Origin of the sequence: Streptomyces sp. NBC_00440, from assembly GCF_036014215.1 — a bacterium.
GTDB lineage: Bacteria > Actinomycetota > Actinomycetes > Streptomycetales > Streptomycetaceae > Streptomyces.
The window spans coordinates 526224-541711 of record NZ_CP107921.1 but is presented as its reverse complement, the minus strand read 5'-3'; the positions used below and the strand labels follow the sequence as shown (position 1 = coordinate 541711).

16 protein-coding genes are annotated in these 15488 nt (G+C 72.5%); 8 read left to right on the top strand and 8 right to left on the bottom strand.

Annotated elements, in window-relative coordinates; all coding sequences use genetic code 11:
* Positions 1-2: 2 nt before the first annotated feature.
* The gene (locus tag OHB13_RS02430) at positions 3-1472 is read left to right on the top strand and encodes a sensor histidine kinase (protein ID WP_443062918.1); all 1470 of its coding nucleotides are present in this window, start codon (positions 3-5) and stop codon (positions 1470-1472) included.
* The gene (locus tag OHB13_RS02425; RefSeq protein WP_266859760.1) at positions 1469-2134 is read left to right on the top strand and encodes a response regulator; all 666 of its coding nucleotides are present in this window, start codon (positions 1469-1471) and stop codon (positions 2132-2134) included. Before OHB13_RS02430 ends, OHB13_RS02425 begins: the two co-directional genes overlap by 4 nt.
* A gap of 61 nt (positions 2135-2195) precedes the next feature.
* On the opposite strand, the gene OHB13_RS02420 is transcribed toward OHB13_RS02425, so the two are convergent.
* Both OHB13_RS02420 and OHB13_RS02415 read right to left on the bottom strand, forming a co-directional pair.
* Positions 2196-2942: a maleylpyruvate isomerase family mycothiol-dependent enzyme gene (locus OHB13_RS02420; RefSeq protein WP_328375231.1), complete on the bottom strand. Its 747-nt coding sequence runs from the start codon at positions 2940-2942 to the stop codon at positions 2196-2198.
* Positions 2943-2983: 41 nt separating this feature from the next.
* The gene (locus OHB13_RS02415) at positions 2984-4207 is read right to left on the bottom strand and encodes an MFS transporter (protein ID WP_328375230.1); all 1224 of its coding nucleotides are present in this window, start codon (positions 4205-4207) and stop codon (positions 2984-2986) included.
* 87 nt (positions 4208-4294) lie between these two features.
* On the opposite strand from OHB13_RS02415, the gene OHB13_RS02410 reads away from it, so the two are divergent.
* Positions 4295-5509, top strand: coding sequence for an ROK family protein (locus OHB13_RS02410; RefSeq protein WP_266859766.1), 1215 nt, complete (start codon positions 4295-4297; stop codon positions 5507-5509).
* 60 nt (positions 5510-5569) lie between these two features.
* Here the strand turns inward: OHB13_RS02410 and OHB13_RS02405 are convergent, their stop codons facing one another.
* Positions 5570-6355 (bottom strand): TetR/AcrR family transcriptional regulator, encoded by a 786-nt coding sequence (locus OHB13_RS02405; protein ID WP_328375227.1) that lies wholly within the window; start codon positions 6353-6355, stop codon positions 5570-5572.
* Positions 6356-6469: 114 nt separating this feature from the next.
* Here OHB13_RS02405 and OHB13_RS02400 point away from each other — a divergent pair, with 114 nt between their 5' ends.
* From OHB13_RS02400 to OHB13_RS02390, 3 genes are all read left to right on the top strand, one after another.
* On the top strand, positions 6470-7948 hold the full coding sequence (locus OHB13_RS02400) for an APC family permease (RefSeq protein ID WP_328375225.1): 1479 nt from the start codon (positions 6470-6472) through the stop codon (positions 7946-7948).
* Between the two features lie 122 nt (positions 7949-8070).
* Positions 8071-9705, top strand: a complete 1635-nt coding sequence (locus tag OHB13_RS02395; protein WP_328375223.1) for an amidohydrolase — start codon at positions 8071-8073, stop codon at positions 9703-9705.
* Between the two features lie 225 nt (positions 9706-9930).
* Positions 9931-10221, top strand: a complete 291-nt coding sequence (locus OHB13_RS02390; protein WP_266859773.1) for an SHOCT domain-containing protein — start codon at positions 9931-9933, stop codon at positions 10219-10221.
* Positions 10222-10288: 67 nt separating this feature from the next.
* Here OHB13_RS02390 and OHB13_RS02385 read toward each other — a convergent pair whose 3' ends face one another.
* Both OHB13_RS02385 and OHB13_RS02380 read right to left on the bottom strand, forming a co-directional pair.
* Positions 10289-10786: an ATP-binding protein gene (locus OHB13_RS02385; RefSeq protein ID WP_266859775.1), complete on the bottom strand. Its 498-nt coding sequence runs from the start codon at positions 10784-10786 to the stop codon at positions 10289-10291.
* Positions 10787-10926: 140 nt separating this feature from the next.
* On the bottom strand, positions 10927-11238 hold the full coding sequence (locus OHB13_RS02380) for a hypothetical protein (protein WP_266859777.1): 312 nt from the start codon (positions 11236-11238) through the stop codon (positions 10927-10929).
* 222 nt (positions 11239-11460) lie between these two features.
* On the opposite strand from OHB13_RS02380, the gene OHB13_RS02375 reads away from it, so the two are divergent.
* Entirely contained in the window at positions 11461-12594 is a 1134-nt protein-coding gene (locus tag OHB13_RS02375) for a PLP-dependent cysteine synthase family protein (protein WP_328375219.1), read from the top strand.
* Between the two features lie 9 nt (positions 12595-12603).
* Here the strand turns inward: OHB13_RS02375 and OHB13_RS02370 are convergent, their stop codons facing one another.
* Positions 12604-13077: an SRPBCC family protein gene (locus OHB13_RS02370; RefSeq protein WP_328375217.1), complete on the bottom strand. Its 474-nt coding sequence runs from the start codon at positions 13075-13077 to the stop codon at positions 12604-12606.
* 203 nt (positions 13078-13280) lie between these two features.
* On the opposite strand from OHB13_RS02370, the gene OHB13_RS02365 reads away from it, so the two are divergent.
* Positions 13281-13670: a DoxX family protein gene (locus OHB13_RS02365; RefSeq protein WP_328375215.1), complete on the top strand. Its 390-nt coding sequence runs from the start codon at positions 13281-13283 to the stop codon at positions 13668-13670.
* 32 nt (positions 13671-13702) lie between these two features.
* Here the strand turns inward: OHB13_RS02365 and OHB13_RS02360 are convergent, their stop codons facing one another.
* A complete protein-coding gene (locus tag OHB13_RS02360; protein WP_266859783.1) occupies positions 13703-14404 on the bottom strand; it encodes a dienelactone hydrolase family protein in 702 nt (233 codons plus the stop codon).
* A gap of 140 nt (positions 14405-14544) precedes the next feature.
* Positions 14545-15378: a DeoR/GlpR family DNA-binding transcription regulator gene (locus tag OHB13_RS02355; protein ID WP_266859785.1), complete on the bottom strand. Its 834-nt coding sequence runs from the start codon at positions 15376-15378 to the stop codon at positions 14545-14547.
* Positions 15379-15488 lie beyond the last annotated feature (110 nt).

Genomic DNA, 15488 nt, shown 5'->3' with positions numbered 1-15488 from the left:
CCATGGACGAGCCCGGCACGGACGAGCGACACGGACCCCTGAGAGGCGGGGCGCCGTGGGTGCACAGCCGGTCGTCCGGCCGGGGCCGTACGGCGCGAGGCCGCGACGGGCGCGGCGGACCCGACCGCGCCGATCGCGCCAGCCGCGCCGGACGTAGCGGCCGTGGCGGGCGTGCCCGGCGGCATCCGCCCTGGGAGCACGGCGGCCCGGGCCGGTGGCAGCCGCCATGGGAAGGGGCGCCCGCACACCGGGTGCCGTGGCGCTCCACCCTGGTCCTCACCGTGATCGTCCTGGTGGGGACCACCATCGCCGCCCACGGGCAGGCCGGCTACCGCGCCCCGCTCGACGTCTGGGCCAGGCTGCTGCTGCTGGCCGGGCAGGCGTTCCTGCTGCTCCGCCTCAAGTACCCGGTCCTCACCGCCTTCGCCACCGCGGCCTGCGCGACGGTCTACCTGGGCGCCGGATATCCGTACGGACCGGTCTTCCTCACCGTTGCCGTCGGCTGCTTCGGCGCCATCGTCGCGGGCCACCGCTACGCCGCCTGGTCCGCCGTCGCGATGCTCTGGGCCGGGCACGTCCTGGCCGCCCACTGGCTCTACCGCTGGCTCCCGCCCGCCGGTGACCATGCCGCCCCCTGGGGGCAGGAACTGGCGGTCACCGCCTGGGTGGTGGCGATCCTCGCCGCCTCCGAGCTCGCCCGGGTGCGGCGCGAGCAGTGGGCCCGCGAACGGGCCGAACGCCGGGCCGCCGAGAAGCGCCGCGCCGACGAGGAACGGCTTCGTATCGCCCGTGAACTCCACGACGTACTGGCCCACAGCATCTCCGTCATCAATGTCCAGTCCGGCGTCGGCCTCGCGCTCCTGGACTCCGACCCCGAGCAGGCGCGTACCGCACTGACCACCATCAAGGCCGCGAGCAAGGAGGCGCTGGGCGAGGTGCGCCAGGTGCTGGACACCCTGCGGGCGCCCGGTGCGGCCCCGAGGGCGCCGGCCCCCGGACTCGACCGGCTCGACGAACTCGTGGAACAGGCATCCGCCACGGGCCTCACGGTGGACACCGTGACCGAAGGTGTACGCAGGGACCTCCCGCCCGGCGCCGACCTCGCCGCCTTCCGCATCGTTCAGGAGGCGTTGACCAATGTGGTGCGCCACTCCGGGTCCCGTACCGCCCGGGTCACTCTCGCCTACGCCCCGCGGCAGTTGGTCCTGCGGATCGAGGACGAAGGGCCGGCCACCGGGGACGACGCCGGAGGCAGCGGCAACGGCCTGGTGGGGATGCGGGAGCGGGCGGCCGCGCTGGGTGGCACGATCGACGCGGGCCCGCGCCCCGGCGGCGGGTTCCGGGTCGAGGCAGTCATCCCGTTCACCGGCCGGGGCTCCGAGCCCCGTTCCGAGCCCCGTTCCGCGCCCCCCGCCGGCCCGTCGGCAGGTCCACCTGCCGCACCGCCCGCCGCACCGAAGGAGTCACCGTGATCCGTGTCCTGCTCGCCGACGACCAGTCCCTGGTCAGAGCCGGATTCCGGGCGCTGCTCGGGGCCCAGCCGGACATCGAGGTGACCGGCGAGGCCGCCGACGGCACCGAGGCGCTGGCACTGGTACGGGAACTGCGGCCGGACGTCGTGCTGATGGACATCCGGATGCCGTTGCTCGACGGCCTGGCCGCCACCAGGAAGATCACCGCGGACCCGGAGCTGGACGGGATCAAGGTGGTCATGCTCACCACCTTCGAGCTCGACGAGTACGTCTTCGAGGCGATCCGCTCCGGAGCCTCCGGCTTCCTGGTCAAGGACACCGAACCGGAAGAACTGCTGCGCGCGGTACGGGCGGTGGTCGACGGCGACGCGCTGCTCTCGCCGGGCGTGACGCGCAGGCTCATCGCCGAGTTCGCCGCGCGCTCCAAGGAACCGGCCACCGCCGTCGGCCTCGGCGGACTCACCGAACGCGAGCGGGAGGTGATGGCCCTGGTCGGTATCGGCCTCTCCAACGACGAGATCGCCCGCAGGCTCGTGGTCAGCCCGCTCACCGCCAAGACCCACGTCAGCCGCGCCATGGTGAAGCTCGGTGCCCGCGACCGGGCCCAGCTCGTGGTCCTGGCGTACGAGTCGGGGCTGGTGCGCCCCGGCTGGCTGGGCTGAGCACACGGGCCGCCACCGGGCACCGGTCGCGTTCCACCACGCGGACCACCCGGCGCCCGGATCAGATCGCTGAGGTCTCCTGCCACAGCCGGGCCAGGGACGCGTCGCCCGTGACGGACACGGAGGAGAGCGGCCGGCGGTTCCACAGCGTCGCGTAGAGCAGCGCGGCGTCCCCGCTCAGCTCGCAGTCGGCGGGAGCGCCGTCGCCGGTGCGCTCGGCCCGTGGTGGTCCCGCCGAGAGCCGGACGGTCCACACGTCCCCGGTATCGGTGGCCCGCACCCGGAGCACCTTCGGCACCTCCGTGCGCACCCGGCTCCTGGACCTCGCGTGGAACGCGCACAGCAGTTCATCGATGCCGTCCGCCGCGAACTCCTGTGCCGGAGCGCCCGGTTCGGCGCCGAGCGCGGTGTCCGCGTCCATCCGGTGCACGGTGGTCTCGTGCGCCTGCCGCCGTGCCCAGAACGCCAGCGGGGACGCCGAGGGAAGAAAGGTCCAGCAGTCCAGATCCTCGGGCGCGGCAGTCAGCGCGGCCACCAGCGAACGGTGTCCTTCCCTGAACCACTCGACGAGTTCGTCCCCGTCGAGAGCGGGTCCGGCGCCGGCCCGGCGGAAGCCGGTGTGTCCCTCGGCGACGAAGGCCGTGGCCCAGCGGTGCACCGCGCCCGTGTGCCGGAGCAGGTCCCGTACGTGCCAGCCGGGGCAGGTGGGTACCGTGGCCCCGGTGCCCACTCGCGCGGCCGCCGTGGCGAGCAGCCGGCCTTCGCGGTCGAGGGCCGGGACGAGTACGTCGGTCGGCAGGGGTTCCATGCGGGCGATTGTGCCAGTGCCTCCGCGGACCTCGGGAGACCTCAGACGGCCTCAGGGGCCGAGGCGTTGCGGGTGGCGTATCCGATCAGGGCGGCGACAGCGGCGAGCAGCGCCACCGTCGTGAGGGCGATCGGCAGCGACAGCCAGTCCGCGACGAAGCCGATCACGGGCGGTCCGATGAGCATGCCCCCGTAGCCCAGGGTGGACGCCGTGGCGACCCCGCCGGGACCGGCCAGGGCGCCGGCCCGCGCCACCGCCACGGGAAAGCTGTTGGCGAGCCCCAGCCCGGCCAGCGCGAAGCCGGCGAGTGCCAGCCAGACCGTGGGTGCGAGCGCCCCCAGCAGCAGTCCTGCGGCCGCGACGGTCGCACCTCCGACGAGGGCGCGGGTCAGGCCGAGACGTTCCAGGAGCGCGGTGCCGGAGAGCCGGCCGACCGTCATGGCCAGCGCGAAGAAGGAGTACGCGGCGGCCGCGACCCCCGGATGCGCGTGGAGATCCTGTTTCAGGTGCAGGGCGCTCCAGTCGGCCATGGCCCCCTCCCCGTACGAGGTGCACAGGGCGATCGTCCCGAAGACCAGCACCAGCCGCCCGGTGTGGCTGGTGAGGCGCCGCGGCACCGCGTCCCGTACCGCGGTCCTCGCTGTCTCCGGGACCGGGTGCCGGAGCAGTGCGGGCCCGGCGGCGCAGGTCACCAGCAGTCCGACGACGGTCAGGCCGAGCAGATGGGACGCCGGCGACAGCCGGCCCGCGACGAGTCCCCCCACCCCTGCCCCGACCATGCCGCCGAGGCTGAACGCGGCGTGGAAGCTGGACATCACCGGGCGGCGCAGCGCGGCGACCAGATCGACGGCGGCGCTGTTCATCGCGACGTTGAGCCCGCCGTACGCGGCGCCGAAGAGCAGCAGGACCAGGCCGAGAGCGAGCGTCGAGTGCGTCTGCGGCGGCAGCGCGATGCTCAGCGAGAGGAGGGCCGCGGAGGCGACGGTGACCGGGTGGTTGCCGAAGCGCCGGCACAACCGCCCCGTCAGCATCATCGTGATCACGCCCCCCGCGGACACCCCCAGCAGCGCCAGGCCGAGTGCGCTCGCCGAGGCGCCGGTCTGCTGCTTGATCGCGGGAATGCGGACCACCCAGCCGGCGAACACGAAGCCGTCCAGGGCGAAGAAGACAGTGAGGATGACCCGCAGACGGAGCAGGGAGGGTACGGCGCTGTTTTCGCCGGGGCCTCCCGAGAGCACCGTCCCGACTTTGTTTAGATTCGGCACAAAAGAAGGATAGGGGGAGCGGTGGCCGGGAACAAGGGCGGTACCGGATCGTCTTCCACCGCCCGGGATCATGGGAGACTCGCCCCCATGAACGGCAAGGTGACGACCAACCGGACCAGACTGGAGCGTGGCCGCAGCGCGCTGGGACCGGCGCTGGAGCTGGTCCACACGGGCCGCGCGCCCACCCGGGCGGTGCTCACGGCGGAGCTGGGCGTCACCCGCGCCACCGCCGGCGCGGTCGCGGCCGAACTCGAATCGCTCGGGCTGATCCAGGTCGACTCGCGCCCCGGCGCCGCCGCCGGCTCCCAGGGCAGGCCCTCGCACCGGCTGTCGGTCAACAACGGCGGGCCCGTCGTGCTGGCCGCCCAGGTGCACGCGGACGGTTTCCGCGCCGCGCTCGTCGGGCTCGGCGGCCGGGCGGTCGCCACCTCGCCCGGCTGCGTCACGGTCTCCGCCGACCCCGCGCAGGTCCTCGGCGCGGTCGTCGACGAGGGGGCCGCGCTGCTGCGCGACAGCGGTCTGCGCTGCGTCGGAGCCGGACTCGCGGTGCCGTCGGCCGTCGCCGAACCGGAGGGCACCGCGCTCAACCCGCTGCACCTGGCGTGGCCCGCGGGGGCCCCGGTCCGCGACATCTTCGCCGACCGGGTCCGCGCGGCAGGCATCACCGGGCCCGCCTTCACCGGCAACGACGTCAACCTCGCGGCGCTCGCCGAACACCGGCACGGAGCGGGCCGCAGCGCGCAGCACCTGCTCTGCGTGGCCACCGGGCACCGCGGGGTCGGCGGCGCCCTGGTACTCGACGGCCGTCTGCACACCGGGAGTTCGGGGCTGGCCCTGGAGGTCGGGCACGTCACCGTCAACCCCGAGGGCCGCGCCTGCTACTGCGGAAGCCGGGGGTGTCTCGACGTCGAGACCGACCCGCTCGCCTTCCTGACAGCGGCCGGACGTACCCCCGGCCCCGAGGGTTCGCTGCTCCAGCAGTCCCGCGACATTCTCCGTACGGAGTTCGACGACCCGGGGGTACGGATCGCCGCACAGGAGATCGTCGACCGCCTCGGGCTCGGCCTGGCCGGACTGGTCAACATCCTCAACCCGGACCGCATCATCCTCGGCGGGCTCCACCGCGAACTGCTCGACGCGGACCCGGAGCGGCTGCGCGCGGTCGTCGCCGACCGGAGCCTGTGGGGGCGCAGCGGCGGGGTGCCGATCCTGCCGTGCACGCTGGAGCACAACAGTCTGGTGGGGGCGGCCGAGTTGGCCTGGCAGCCGGTCCTCGACGACCCGCTCTCGATCATCGGCTGAGGGCGGGGGAGTCCCGGCCCGGCCCGGCTCAGGTCCCACCGCGCCTCAGGCTCGCGTGGATCACTCCGGCTTACGTGGACCACTCGGGCTGTGGGTCCTGGCCTCCGGGGCATTCGCTCCCCGTTCCGGCTGAGCGGCTCCGCGCAGGACGACGAGGCGCGCCGACGCCGCCTCCAGCAGCAGGTCGAGGCTCTGCGTGTAGGCGGTGCGCCGCATCTCCGCGAGCAGCAGCGTCGACGTCGCCGCGATATGGGGGTGGCTGCCCGCCGGCAGCGCAGCGTAGGTGCGGTGCCAGACCTGCCGCTCCGCCTCCCGTGCCTGCGGTGGCAGGGCCATGGTGCTCGCGTCCAGTGCCGCGAAGGCGAGGCTGGTGTCGACGAAGCTGTGGTAGATCCGCACCGCCTCCAGGTCCGGGAAGCCGCCACCGCGCAGCGCCCCCAGGATCGACTCGACCGCGTACACCTCGTGCGGCCGCCCCGTGACCCGGTGCGCCGCCAGCATCGCGGCCTGCGGATGCTCCTGATAGGCGGCGTGCATCCGGAGCCCCAGCTCGCGCAGGTCCTTCCGCCAGTCCCCGGTCGGCGCCCACCCGGCGAAGGACTGGCCGATCAGCTCGTCGGCGACGGCCAGCAGCAGCCCGTCGGTGTTCGGGAAGTAGCGGTACAGCGCGCTGGGGTCCGCTCCCAGTGCCGCGCCCAGCCTCCGTACGGTCAGCGCCTCCCCGCCGTGCTGCCGGATCAGCCGCAGCGCGGTCTCCACGATCAGCTTCTCCGAGAGCACCGTGCCCTGCTTGGTGCGCCGCCTCCGCGCTCCGGTCGTGACCTGCCGTCCGCTTCCGTCCGTCATGGCCGAGACCTTATGACAACAGCGTTGACTTGGTAAGACCCGGCGCGCTTCCATGTGGCTCCGGCAGGCGACGGCAGTGCCTGCCGAGGCGCTAGCGAGAGCAGTGGTGGTCCGATGACAGCAGACCTGAGAAAGTCCCTCGGCGTGGTGGACGGCGTGGTGATCGCCGCGTCCAGCACCGCCGCCACATCGAGTATCGGCATCGGTATGGGCCTGATCGCCGGAGTGGTCGGGCTCCACCTGCCCATCATCATGCTGCTGGGCTTCCTGCCGGTCCTGGGCATCGCCGCGGCCTTCGCCCGTCTCAACAGGGTCGAGCCCAACTGCGGCAACAGCTATGTCTGGGTGGGGCGTTCACTCAGCCCGTGGCTGGGCTTCCTGTCCGGCTGGGTGAACATCGTCGGCACCGTGGTCTTCCTCGCGTACACCACCACCGTCACCGGCTCGGTGCTGCTGCAACTGGCGGGCGAGGCCGGACTGCACTCTGCTGCCGGACTCGTCCTGGACCCCGGGAACACCCTGCAGACCACCCTGATCGGGATGGTGGTCCTGGCCTGCGTCACCGCCGCCGCGGTCACCGGCATCGATGTCGCCGCCCGCATCCAGCGCTATCTGCTGGCGTTCGAGTACCTGGTACTGCTGGGCTTCTGCGGGTACGGGCTCTTCGCGGGCACCCATGCCTTCACCCTCGACTGGTTCAACCCCCTCACCATCCCCTCCCTCTCGGGGCTCGCCCAGGGGATGGTGCTGTCGGTCTTCTGCTACTGGGGATTCGACGCCGCGTTCAGCGTCTCGGAGGAGGTCCGCGACCCGCGCGACGCCTCCCGGGGCGGGATGATCGCACTGGTCACCATGCTGGCCCTGTTCCTGCTCGGCGGGACGGCCTTCCAACGGGTGCTCTCGCCCCGGCAGTTGGCCGACCACGGCGCCGAGGGGCTGACCTTCTTCGGCAACCAGCTGGCCCACCAGCCGCTGGCGGCGCTCCCTCTGGTCGCGCTGATGTTCTCCGCCGTGGCCTCACTGCAGTCCGGCGTCATCCCGACCGTGCGCGGGATGTTCGCCATGGGCCGCGACCGCACTCTGGGCCGGGTCTGGACCCGGATCGACCCGAAGTACGGCACCCCCGCCGCGGGTACACTCCTGGTCGGCGCGATCGCCGCGCTGGTCGCCGTACTGTCGCTGGTCATCCCCAGGGTCAGTGATCTGATCAGCGCGGCGGTCAACGCCATAGGCATCGTCGTCGCCCTGTACTACGGTCTCACCGCACTCGCGGCAGCCGTACGCTTCCGCGGTCTGCTGCGCAGCGCCCGCCGGGAGGCGCTGGGCTCCGTCGTCGTCCCCACGCTGAGCGCGACGGTGCTGTTCGCGCTGGGCGGCTATATGTGCTGGGGGTACGCCACATCCACCGACCACTTCGCGCTCCGCGCCGACAACGGCTGGTTCGCCCTGATGGTGCCGGTCCTGATGGTCGCGTCCGGTGTGCTGGCGGCCGCCTGGGCCAAGTGGGGCCGCAAGTCCGCGTACTTCAGCACCGGCCTGGCCACCGACGCCGACGCCCTCGACCTGCTCGGCCCCGGACCCACCACCGTCTGACCTCACCGCGTCCGGCCGCACGGCGTCCGGCCTCGCCGTCCGCCCGCGCTTCAGCCGTATCAGTCGCACTACTGCACCTGGCGCACCAACTGCATCAGCCGTACCAGTCCAAGGAGTACCGCATGACCACCCACGCCGATCTCGTCTTCACCGGCGGTCCCGCCTTCACCACCGACCCGGCCCACCGTGGTGCCGACACGGTGGCTGTCCGCGGCGAACGGATCGTCGCCGTCGGAGGAAGCGAGGTGCGCGAGCTGGTCGGACCCCGTACGGAGGTGGTCGACCTGGCCGGGCGGCTGCTGGTCCCCGGCTTCACCGACGCCCATGTCCATGCCGTCTTCGCGGGCGTCGAGCTGGGCGAGTGCGACCTCACCGGCACCACCGACCTCAAGGAGTACCTGAGCCGGATCGCCGCCTATGCCGCGGCCCACCCCGAGCGGGAGTGGATCACGGGCAGCGGCTGGTCGATGGAGTCCTTCGCCGGCGGTGTGCCCACCCGGCAGCTCATCGACGCCGTCGTCGCCGACCGCCCGGTACTGCTGTTCAACCGCGACCACCACGGCGCCTGGGCCAACACCCGCGCTCTGGAACTCGCCGGCCTCACCGCAGGATCCGCCGACCCGGCCGACGGCCGGATCGAGCGCGAGCCCGACGGCACGCCCGGCGGAATGCTCCAGGAGGGCGCCACCGGCCTGGTCGCACGCCTCGTCCCGCAGACGACCACCGCCGATCGCGTCGCCGGGCTGCTGCGCGCCCAGGCCGTACTGCACTCGCTGGGGATCACCGGCTGGCAGGACGCCATCCTCGGCGTCTTCAACGGCGGCCCCGATGTCTCGGACGCCTACCTCACCGCCGCCCGCGACGGACGCCTCACCGCCCGCGTCAACGGGGCGCTGTGGTGGGACCGTTCGCGGGGCGCCGAGCAGATCCCCGAACTCGTGGAACGACGTACGAAGCTGCGCGCCGGGCGCTTCCGGGCCGACTCCGTCAAGATCATGCAGGACGGCATCACGGAGAACTTCACCGCCGCCATGACCGCCCCCTACCTGGACTCCTGCGGCTGCGCCACCGCCAACAGCGGTCTGAGCTTCGTCGACCCGGCCGCGCTGCGGGACCATGTCACCGCACTGGACGCACTGGACTTCCAGGTCCATTTCCACGCGCTCGGCGACCGCGCCGTCCGCGAGGCGCTGGACGCCGTCGAAGCCGCTCTGACCGCCAACGGCCCCCGCGGCAACCGGCACCACCTCGCCCACCTCCAGGTCGTCCACCCGGACGACGTGCCGCGCTTCGCCCAACTGGACGCGATCGCCAACCTGCAGCCGCTGTGGGCGACCCACGAGCCGCAGATGGACGACCTCACCATCCCGTTCCTGGGCGGCGAACTCGCCTCCCGGCAGTACCCGTTCGCCGATCTGCTGCGTGCCGGGGCCACGTTGGCGGCGGGCAGCGACTGGCCGGTGAGCAGCCCCGACCCGCTCCAGGGCATCCATGTCGCGGTCAACCGGACCGCTCACGGTGAGGACCGGCCGCCGTTCCTGCCCGAGCAGCGCCTCGACCTGGGCACCGCGCTGGCCGCCTACACGGCGGGCTCGGCGCAGGTGAACGGTCTCGACGACGGCGGCACGATCCGCGTCGGAGCCCTCGCCGACCTGGCCGTGCTCGACCGCGACCCGTTCGCCGGACCGCCGGAGGAGATCGGCGGCACGGGCGTGGCGCTGACGTACATCGGCGGCGAGCGCGTCCACGAGAGCTGAGCCCGGACAGGCTCACCGGCCGGTCGCGCGCAGCCACCTCGTACTCCCGCGGAGCCGTCCTGTACTCCCGCGGAGCCTCCTCGTACTCCCGTCGGGCCCCCTCGTACTCCCGTCGGCGCAGACGCACAGCCGCTGGCCGTACGACGCCGTGGGCTGCTCGTCGCGAGAGGCTCGAAGGCAGTAGGGAACCAGTAGGGAACCTTCCCACCGAGGAGCTGAACCGACATGAACACGCTGGCCTTCGCGGGACCCGGGCCGTGGATCCTGCTCTTCCCGTTTCTCTGGGCGGCGGTCATCTTCACGGTCGTCACCGTTCTGCGCCGTACCGTGTGGCGCGGCAGGCGAGGCCCGTGGCAGGGCCCCGGCCGGATGAGCTCCGCCCAGGGCGAGCACGCGCCGATCGCGATTCTCGGCCGCAGGTTCGCCTCCGGAGAGATCGACGAGGAGGAGTACTGGCGCCGGCTGTCCGTCCTGGACGAGCAGTTCGGTCCCCTGTCCAAGGGCGGGTCCCGCTGACCCGTCGCCTCGTCCCGCCATGGGGCCCGCAGTGACGCTGCGGGCCCCACGGCCGTGCGGTCTCCGGTCAGCTCACCAGGGCCGGCCGGGTTGCCGGGCAGCCGTCGGCGAACGGCCCGGATGTCGTCGCTCCGTACACGGCAGTGCGGCGCGCGAGCGGTGTGGCGGGCGGCGCGGCCGGCAGCGTGAACCACACGACCTTCCCCGTCGCCCCGTGCGGCCGTACGCCCCAGCACTCGCTGACAGCGGCGATCATCGAAAGCCCGCGCCCGCAGGTCGCGAACTGCTCGGCGTCGCGCACCATGGGCATCCGGGGGTCGTGGTCGTGGACGGAGACCGTGAGCCGGTCGAGGAGCAGATCCATCTCGACGGTGCACAGCTTGTCCGGCTGGGCGTGCCGGTGGACGTTGGTCAGTAACTCGGTGACGCCCAGCGCTGCTTGGTCGATCAGAGGATCGAGATGCCAGTAGCGCAGCTGCGCCGATACGATTCTGCGGACTTGCCCGATGCGGGACGGCAGCGCTTGAAGTTCCACCGCGCAATGCCTGGTTGGCTGGGTGATCACGGCAGCGACTCCCCGAATGAGGTCCGGAAGAAGACGAAGTGGCCCGGCGGAGAGCTGCTCCCAGCGTGACTGCCGGTAAACCGTTAGTGATGTGACACCAGAGTCACCCAGGGGGTGCGGCTTCGCAACTCGCGCCGGGCTCAGCGCCTGCTGCCCCTGTGCACCGCGTCGAGGAACGTGGAGACCGACCTGGAGCTGTCGAGCGGCATGTTCCGCTGGCCCATGGTGAGCCGGTAGCGGGTGCCGTTGACGGTCGCCACCATCCGTCCGACCTTGGCGAACCACGGCTTTGCCGCGCTGACAGTGGTCAGCGGGGCGCTGTCGATCTCGCGTCCGCTGCTCGTGAGCAGAGCCAGCCTGCCGTCCTTGATCAGTACCTGCCCGGCCCGGGTGAGCGAACGGGTCCACCGCTCGATCCGTACACCCGTCGCAGTGAATTCGGCCTCCGACATCGCGCTCCCCGCCCTCTTCCGTTCGTCTCCCTCCGGGAAGTGTGCCGGGGCGCGGGCCCGCGCACCAGTGCACCGGGGGTAACCGGCCGGCATTGGCATGTGCCGGTATGTCCCGCAGTTCCGCAAGTCAGCCCTATGGGTGGTCAAAGTGAACGTTTGTGCAGGTGGGGCGGGTATGGTCACGGATGGAGACCGGAGCGGACACCATGAGGGGCGGCACGCGTGACGACGAGCGCACAGGGACCGGAGGGCGGGGCCGCGGCGACCGCCGATGTGGACCGCAGCGACCCGGAGTACCGGGCCTGGCTGAAGGAGGCCGTCCGCAAGGTCCAGGCCGATGCCAACCGGTCGGCCGACACCCATCTGCTGCGGTTTCCGCTGCCGGAGGAGTGGGGCATCGACCTCTATCTCAAGGACGAGTCCACCCACCCCACGGGCAGCCTGAAGCACCGGCTCGCCCGTTCGCTCTTCCTGTACGGGCTCTGCAACGGGTGGATCCGTCCCGGGAAGCCGGTCATCGAGGCGTCCAGCGGTTCGACGGCGGTCTCCGAGGCGTACTTCGCCAAGCTCATCGGCGTCCCCTTCATCGCCGTCATGCCGCGCACGACCAGCCAGGAGAAGTGCCGGCTGATCGAATTCCACGGCGGGCAGTGCCACTTCGTGGACGACTCCCGGAAGATGTACGAGGAAGCCGCCTCGCTCGCCACGTCGACCGGCGGCCACTACATCGACCAGTTCACGTACGCGGAACGGGCCACCGACTGGCGCGGCAACAACAACATCGCCGAGTCCATCTACCAGCAGCTGAGGCTGGAGCGGTACCCCGAGCCCGCGTGGATCGTGGCGACCGCGGGGACGGGCGGCACATCCGCGACGATCGCCCGCTATGTGCACTACATGCAGCACGACACCCGGATCTGCGTCCCCGATCCGGAGAACTCCTGTTTCTTCGACGGCTGGACCCGGAACGACCCGACCGCGACCAGTGACTGCGGCTCACGCATCGAGGGCATCGGCAGGCCCCGGATGGAGCCGAGCTTCGTGCCCGGTGCCATCGACCGGATGATGAAGGTGCCGGACGCGGCCAGCGTCGCCGCGGTCCGCGCACTCGACCGGGTCATGGGACGCAAGGCGGGCGGATCGACCGGTACGGGGCTGTGGAGCGCGCTGAAGATCGTCGCCGAGATGGTGGCCGACGGGCGTAAGGGCAGCGTGGTCACCCTGCTCTGCGACCCGGGCGACCGCTACCTGGACAAGTACTACTCCGACAGCTGGCTCGAAGAGCAGGGCCTCGACATCACGCCGTACGCCACGGCCATCGAACGGCTGCTGGTCACCGGCGTCTGGACGAGCTGAGGACCCGGTCTACGGGGCGGCCGCGGCGATCCGGCCGTCCAGCTTGCGCGTCGCGTCGCGGAAGGCCCGCCCCAGACCGGACCTGCCGAACCGGATCCCGGCGAGCAGCGGTGCGGGCCCGTCCATCGCGAACGTCCACTGGACGCGGGTCCCGGAGTCCGTCGGGGTGAGCCGCCACTCCTCCAGCAGGGCCCGCAGGCCCGGGGTGTTGGTCTCGTCGACCCGGTAGACGTACCGGCTGGAGGGGTCGGCGGCGAGCACCGACTCCCGGAGGCGGGCGCCTCCCCTGAGCCGCACCTCGCGGCCGCCCTCGGTGGCGCGGGCCATGGTGACCGCCGTGAACCAGCACGGCCAGTCCGCGACGTCCTCGGCCAGCGCCCGGTAGACGGCCCCGGGGGCGGCGGACACCCCTGCGGCGAATACCAGGCGCAGCGGGGCGGTCTCGACGAAGTCGAGGCCGACGGGGTGGAGTCGGCGAGCCATCGGGCCGCACCTCCGGAGGTCGGTGGGGACAGGCCCGCACACCATAGCTGACGGCTTATCAGCTGTCTGTACCGGGGGAAGCGGTCGTCCGCGCGGACGAGGCGACGCCGGGCTTCCCAAGGAAGCTACCGGCAAGTAAGAATCACTCCGTACGCGTACCTGTGCGATGTGTACGCCGCAGCGCACCGAACTCTGGAGGCCCCATGCCGGCCGCTGACCGTCCGACGAAGTATCTGGTCGCCCTCCTGGCCGGTGCGGGAGCGGCCCACTTCCTGGCTCCCCGCCCGTTCGACACCACGGTGCCGCCCTGGCTGCCCGGCAGGGCCCGGACCTACACCCAGGTCAGCGGAGTGGTCGAGCTGCTGCTCGCGGCGGGTGTGGCGGTGCCCGCCACCCGGAGGGTCAGCGCTCGCGCCGCCGCCGGCTTCTTCGTGGCGGTCTTCCCCGCGAACGTGCAGATGGCGTACGACTGGCGGCACCGGCCCGCGCCGCTCAAAGCGGCGGCGCTCGCCCGGCTGCCGCTCCAACTGCCGCTGGTCGCCTGGGCGTCGAAGGTGAGCCGGACCGCGCGCCGCGGCGGCGCCGCGCGCTGACACCGTCGCGGCGCGCGGTCCGGCGGCCGGTCTCACTCCGTCCGGGCCGCCCCGGATTCCAGCGCCCGGTCCACCATCCGGGGCAGCGGCGCCAGTTCCAGCAGGCCCGTGACCGTACCGGCCGTGAGGGCGTGCCAGAGCCCCGGCCTGCGGAGCATCGCGTGATCCCCGCCGGTGACCGTCAGCGCGCACGCCCGGGCACCGGATTCCCGGGCCCGGTGCACGAACGCGGCGCTTTCCCCGGGATCGGTCGTACGGTCCCGGTCCCCGTGCAGCAGCACGACCGTGCGGCCGCGCAGATGACCGGTCGCCTCGTCCGGCGGGCACCAGGGGGCCAGGCCGACCACCGCGCGTACCGACGGGTGCGCGGCGGCGCTCAGCGCCGCGCGGCCGCCCATGGAGTGCCCGACGAGCACCACCGGGATGTCGCCTGCGGTTGCGGCGAGTTCACCGAGGGCGCGCCGCGCGTCCTGCGCGGCGTCCGCGCGGGTGCCGTTCCAGCCGCGGTACCGGTAGCGGACCCGCCCCAGCAGCACCGAGTGCCCCGCCGTGGCCCCGGCGATCCGCGAGGCGATGGGCCGCATCCGGACCTCCGGCAGATTCCACGGCGGCGGCGGACGCAGACCGTCGGCCCGGCCGCCGTGCAGCAGCAGCACCGCGGCCTTCGGGGCCGTGCAGGGCCTGGTGAGTATCAGGGCGGGCTGCTGCACGCCGTCATTGCGCCGTTCGGACACGCGCGGGACTTCCTTTCCTGGCCGGTGGGTTCGCGGGCCCGTACGGCTGCGCCGTCCGCCCCCCCGCAGGGTTCTTCGTGGCCGCCGGGGGTTCGGATTGCCCCACCGCGGAGCGTGGAGCGCGTGGCCGGGTCCGGCCGTCAGCCGGTGTCCTCGCGGTCACCCGCCACGACAAGCCCCGGCAGATACTCGGTGATCTCCTCACGTGCCCCTTCGGACAGCCCGGAGTCGGTGACGAACGCGTCCACATCCTCCAGCGTCGCGAACGAACTCAGCCCGACGGTGCCCCACTTGGTGTGGTCGGCGACCACCACCACCCGCCGCGCGGACTGCACGAACCTGCGGTTCGTCTCCGCCTCCGCGAGATTGGGCGTGGAGAGCCCCGCCTCGGCCGATATGCCGTGCACACCGAGGAACAGCACATCGAAGTGGAGCGACCTGATCGCCTGGTCGGCCACCGGGCCCACCAGCGAGTCCGACGGCGTACGCACCCCGCCGGTCAGCACCACCGTCGCGGCGCCCGGCCGCTGCCCGCCCCCGCCCATGACCCGCTGGGCGGCGTGGAAGACATCGGCGACGCGCACCGAGTTCGTCACCACGGTCAGATCCGGCACGTCCAGCAGGTGCTGGGCGAGGGCGTAGGTCGTGGTCCCGCCGGACAGGGCGATGGCACTGCCCGGCGCGGCCATCGCCGCCGCGGCCCGCGCGATGTCCTCCTTGGCGCTCAGTTCGAGACCGGACTTGGCCTCGAACCCCGGCTCGTGCGTGGACGCCTCGACCACCGGTACCGCGCCGCCGTGCACCTTCTCGATCACACCCTGGCGCGCCAGCGCGTCCAGGTCCCGGCGGACCGTCATGTCCGAGACGTTGAGTTTGCGGGTGAGCTCGTTGACGCGGACACCGCCCCGTCGCCGTACCTCGTCGAGGATCAGGGCGCGACGCTGCTCCGCGAGCAGATTCTGATTGTCGCTCACCGCAGGGTCCGGTCCTTCCACGCGCCGATGCGGTGGCCGGAAGCCAGGGCCTCGTGTTCGGACCGTGCCGGGCTCGCGGGGGTACCGCACGGTCGAACGAAGACCCTCAC

Bases quoted from the DNA above. Each gene is read 5' to 3' on its own strand.
- OHB13_RS02380 (WP_266859777.1), bottom strand. From the start codon at position 11,238: ATGTCGGAGGCCGAATTCACTGCGACGGGTGTACGGATCGAGCGGTGG.
- OHB13_RS02405 (WP_328375227.1), bottom strand. From the start codon at position 6,355: ATGACGGACGGAAGCGGACGGCAGGTCACGACCGGAGCGCGGAGGCGG.
- OHB13_RS02400 (WP_328375225.1), top strand. From the start codon at position 6,470: ATGACAGCAGACCTGAGAAAGTCCCTCGGCGTGGTGGACGGCGTGGTG.
- OHB13_RS02370 (WP_328375217.1), bottom strand. From the start codon at position 13,077: ATGGCTCGCCGACTCCACCCCGTCGGCCTCGACTTCGTCGAGACCGCC.
- OHB13_RS02395 (WP_328375223.1), top strand. From the start codon at position 8,071: ATGACCACCCACGCCGATCTCGTCTTCACCGGCGGTCCCGCCTTCACC.
- OHB13_RS02365 (WP_328375215.1), top strand. From the start codon at position 13,281: ATGCCGGCCGCTGACCGTCCGACGAAGTATCTGGTCGCCCTCCTGGCC.
- OHB13_RS02410 (WP_266859766.1), top strand. From the start codon at position 4,295: ATGAACGGCAAGGTGACGACCAACCGGACCAGACTGGAGCGTGGCCGC.
- OHB13_RS02430 (WP_443062918.1), top strand. From the start codon at position 3: ATGGACGAGCCCGGCACGGACGAGCGACACGGACCCCTGAGAGGCGGG.
- OHB13_RS02390 (WP_266859773.1), top strand. From the start codon at position 9,931: ATGAACACGCTGGCCTTCGCGGGACCCGGGCCGTGGATCCTGCTCTTC.
- OHB13_RS02420 (WP_328375231.1), bottom strand. From the start codon at position 2,942: ATGGAACCCCTGCCGACCGACGTACTCGTCCCGGCCCTCGACCGCGAA.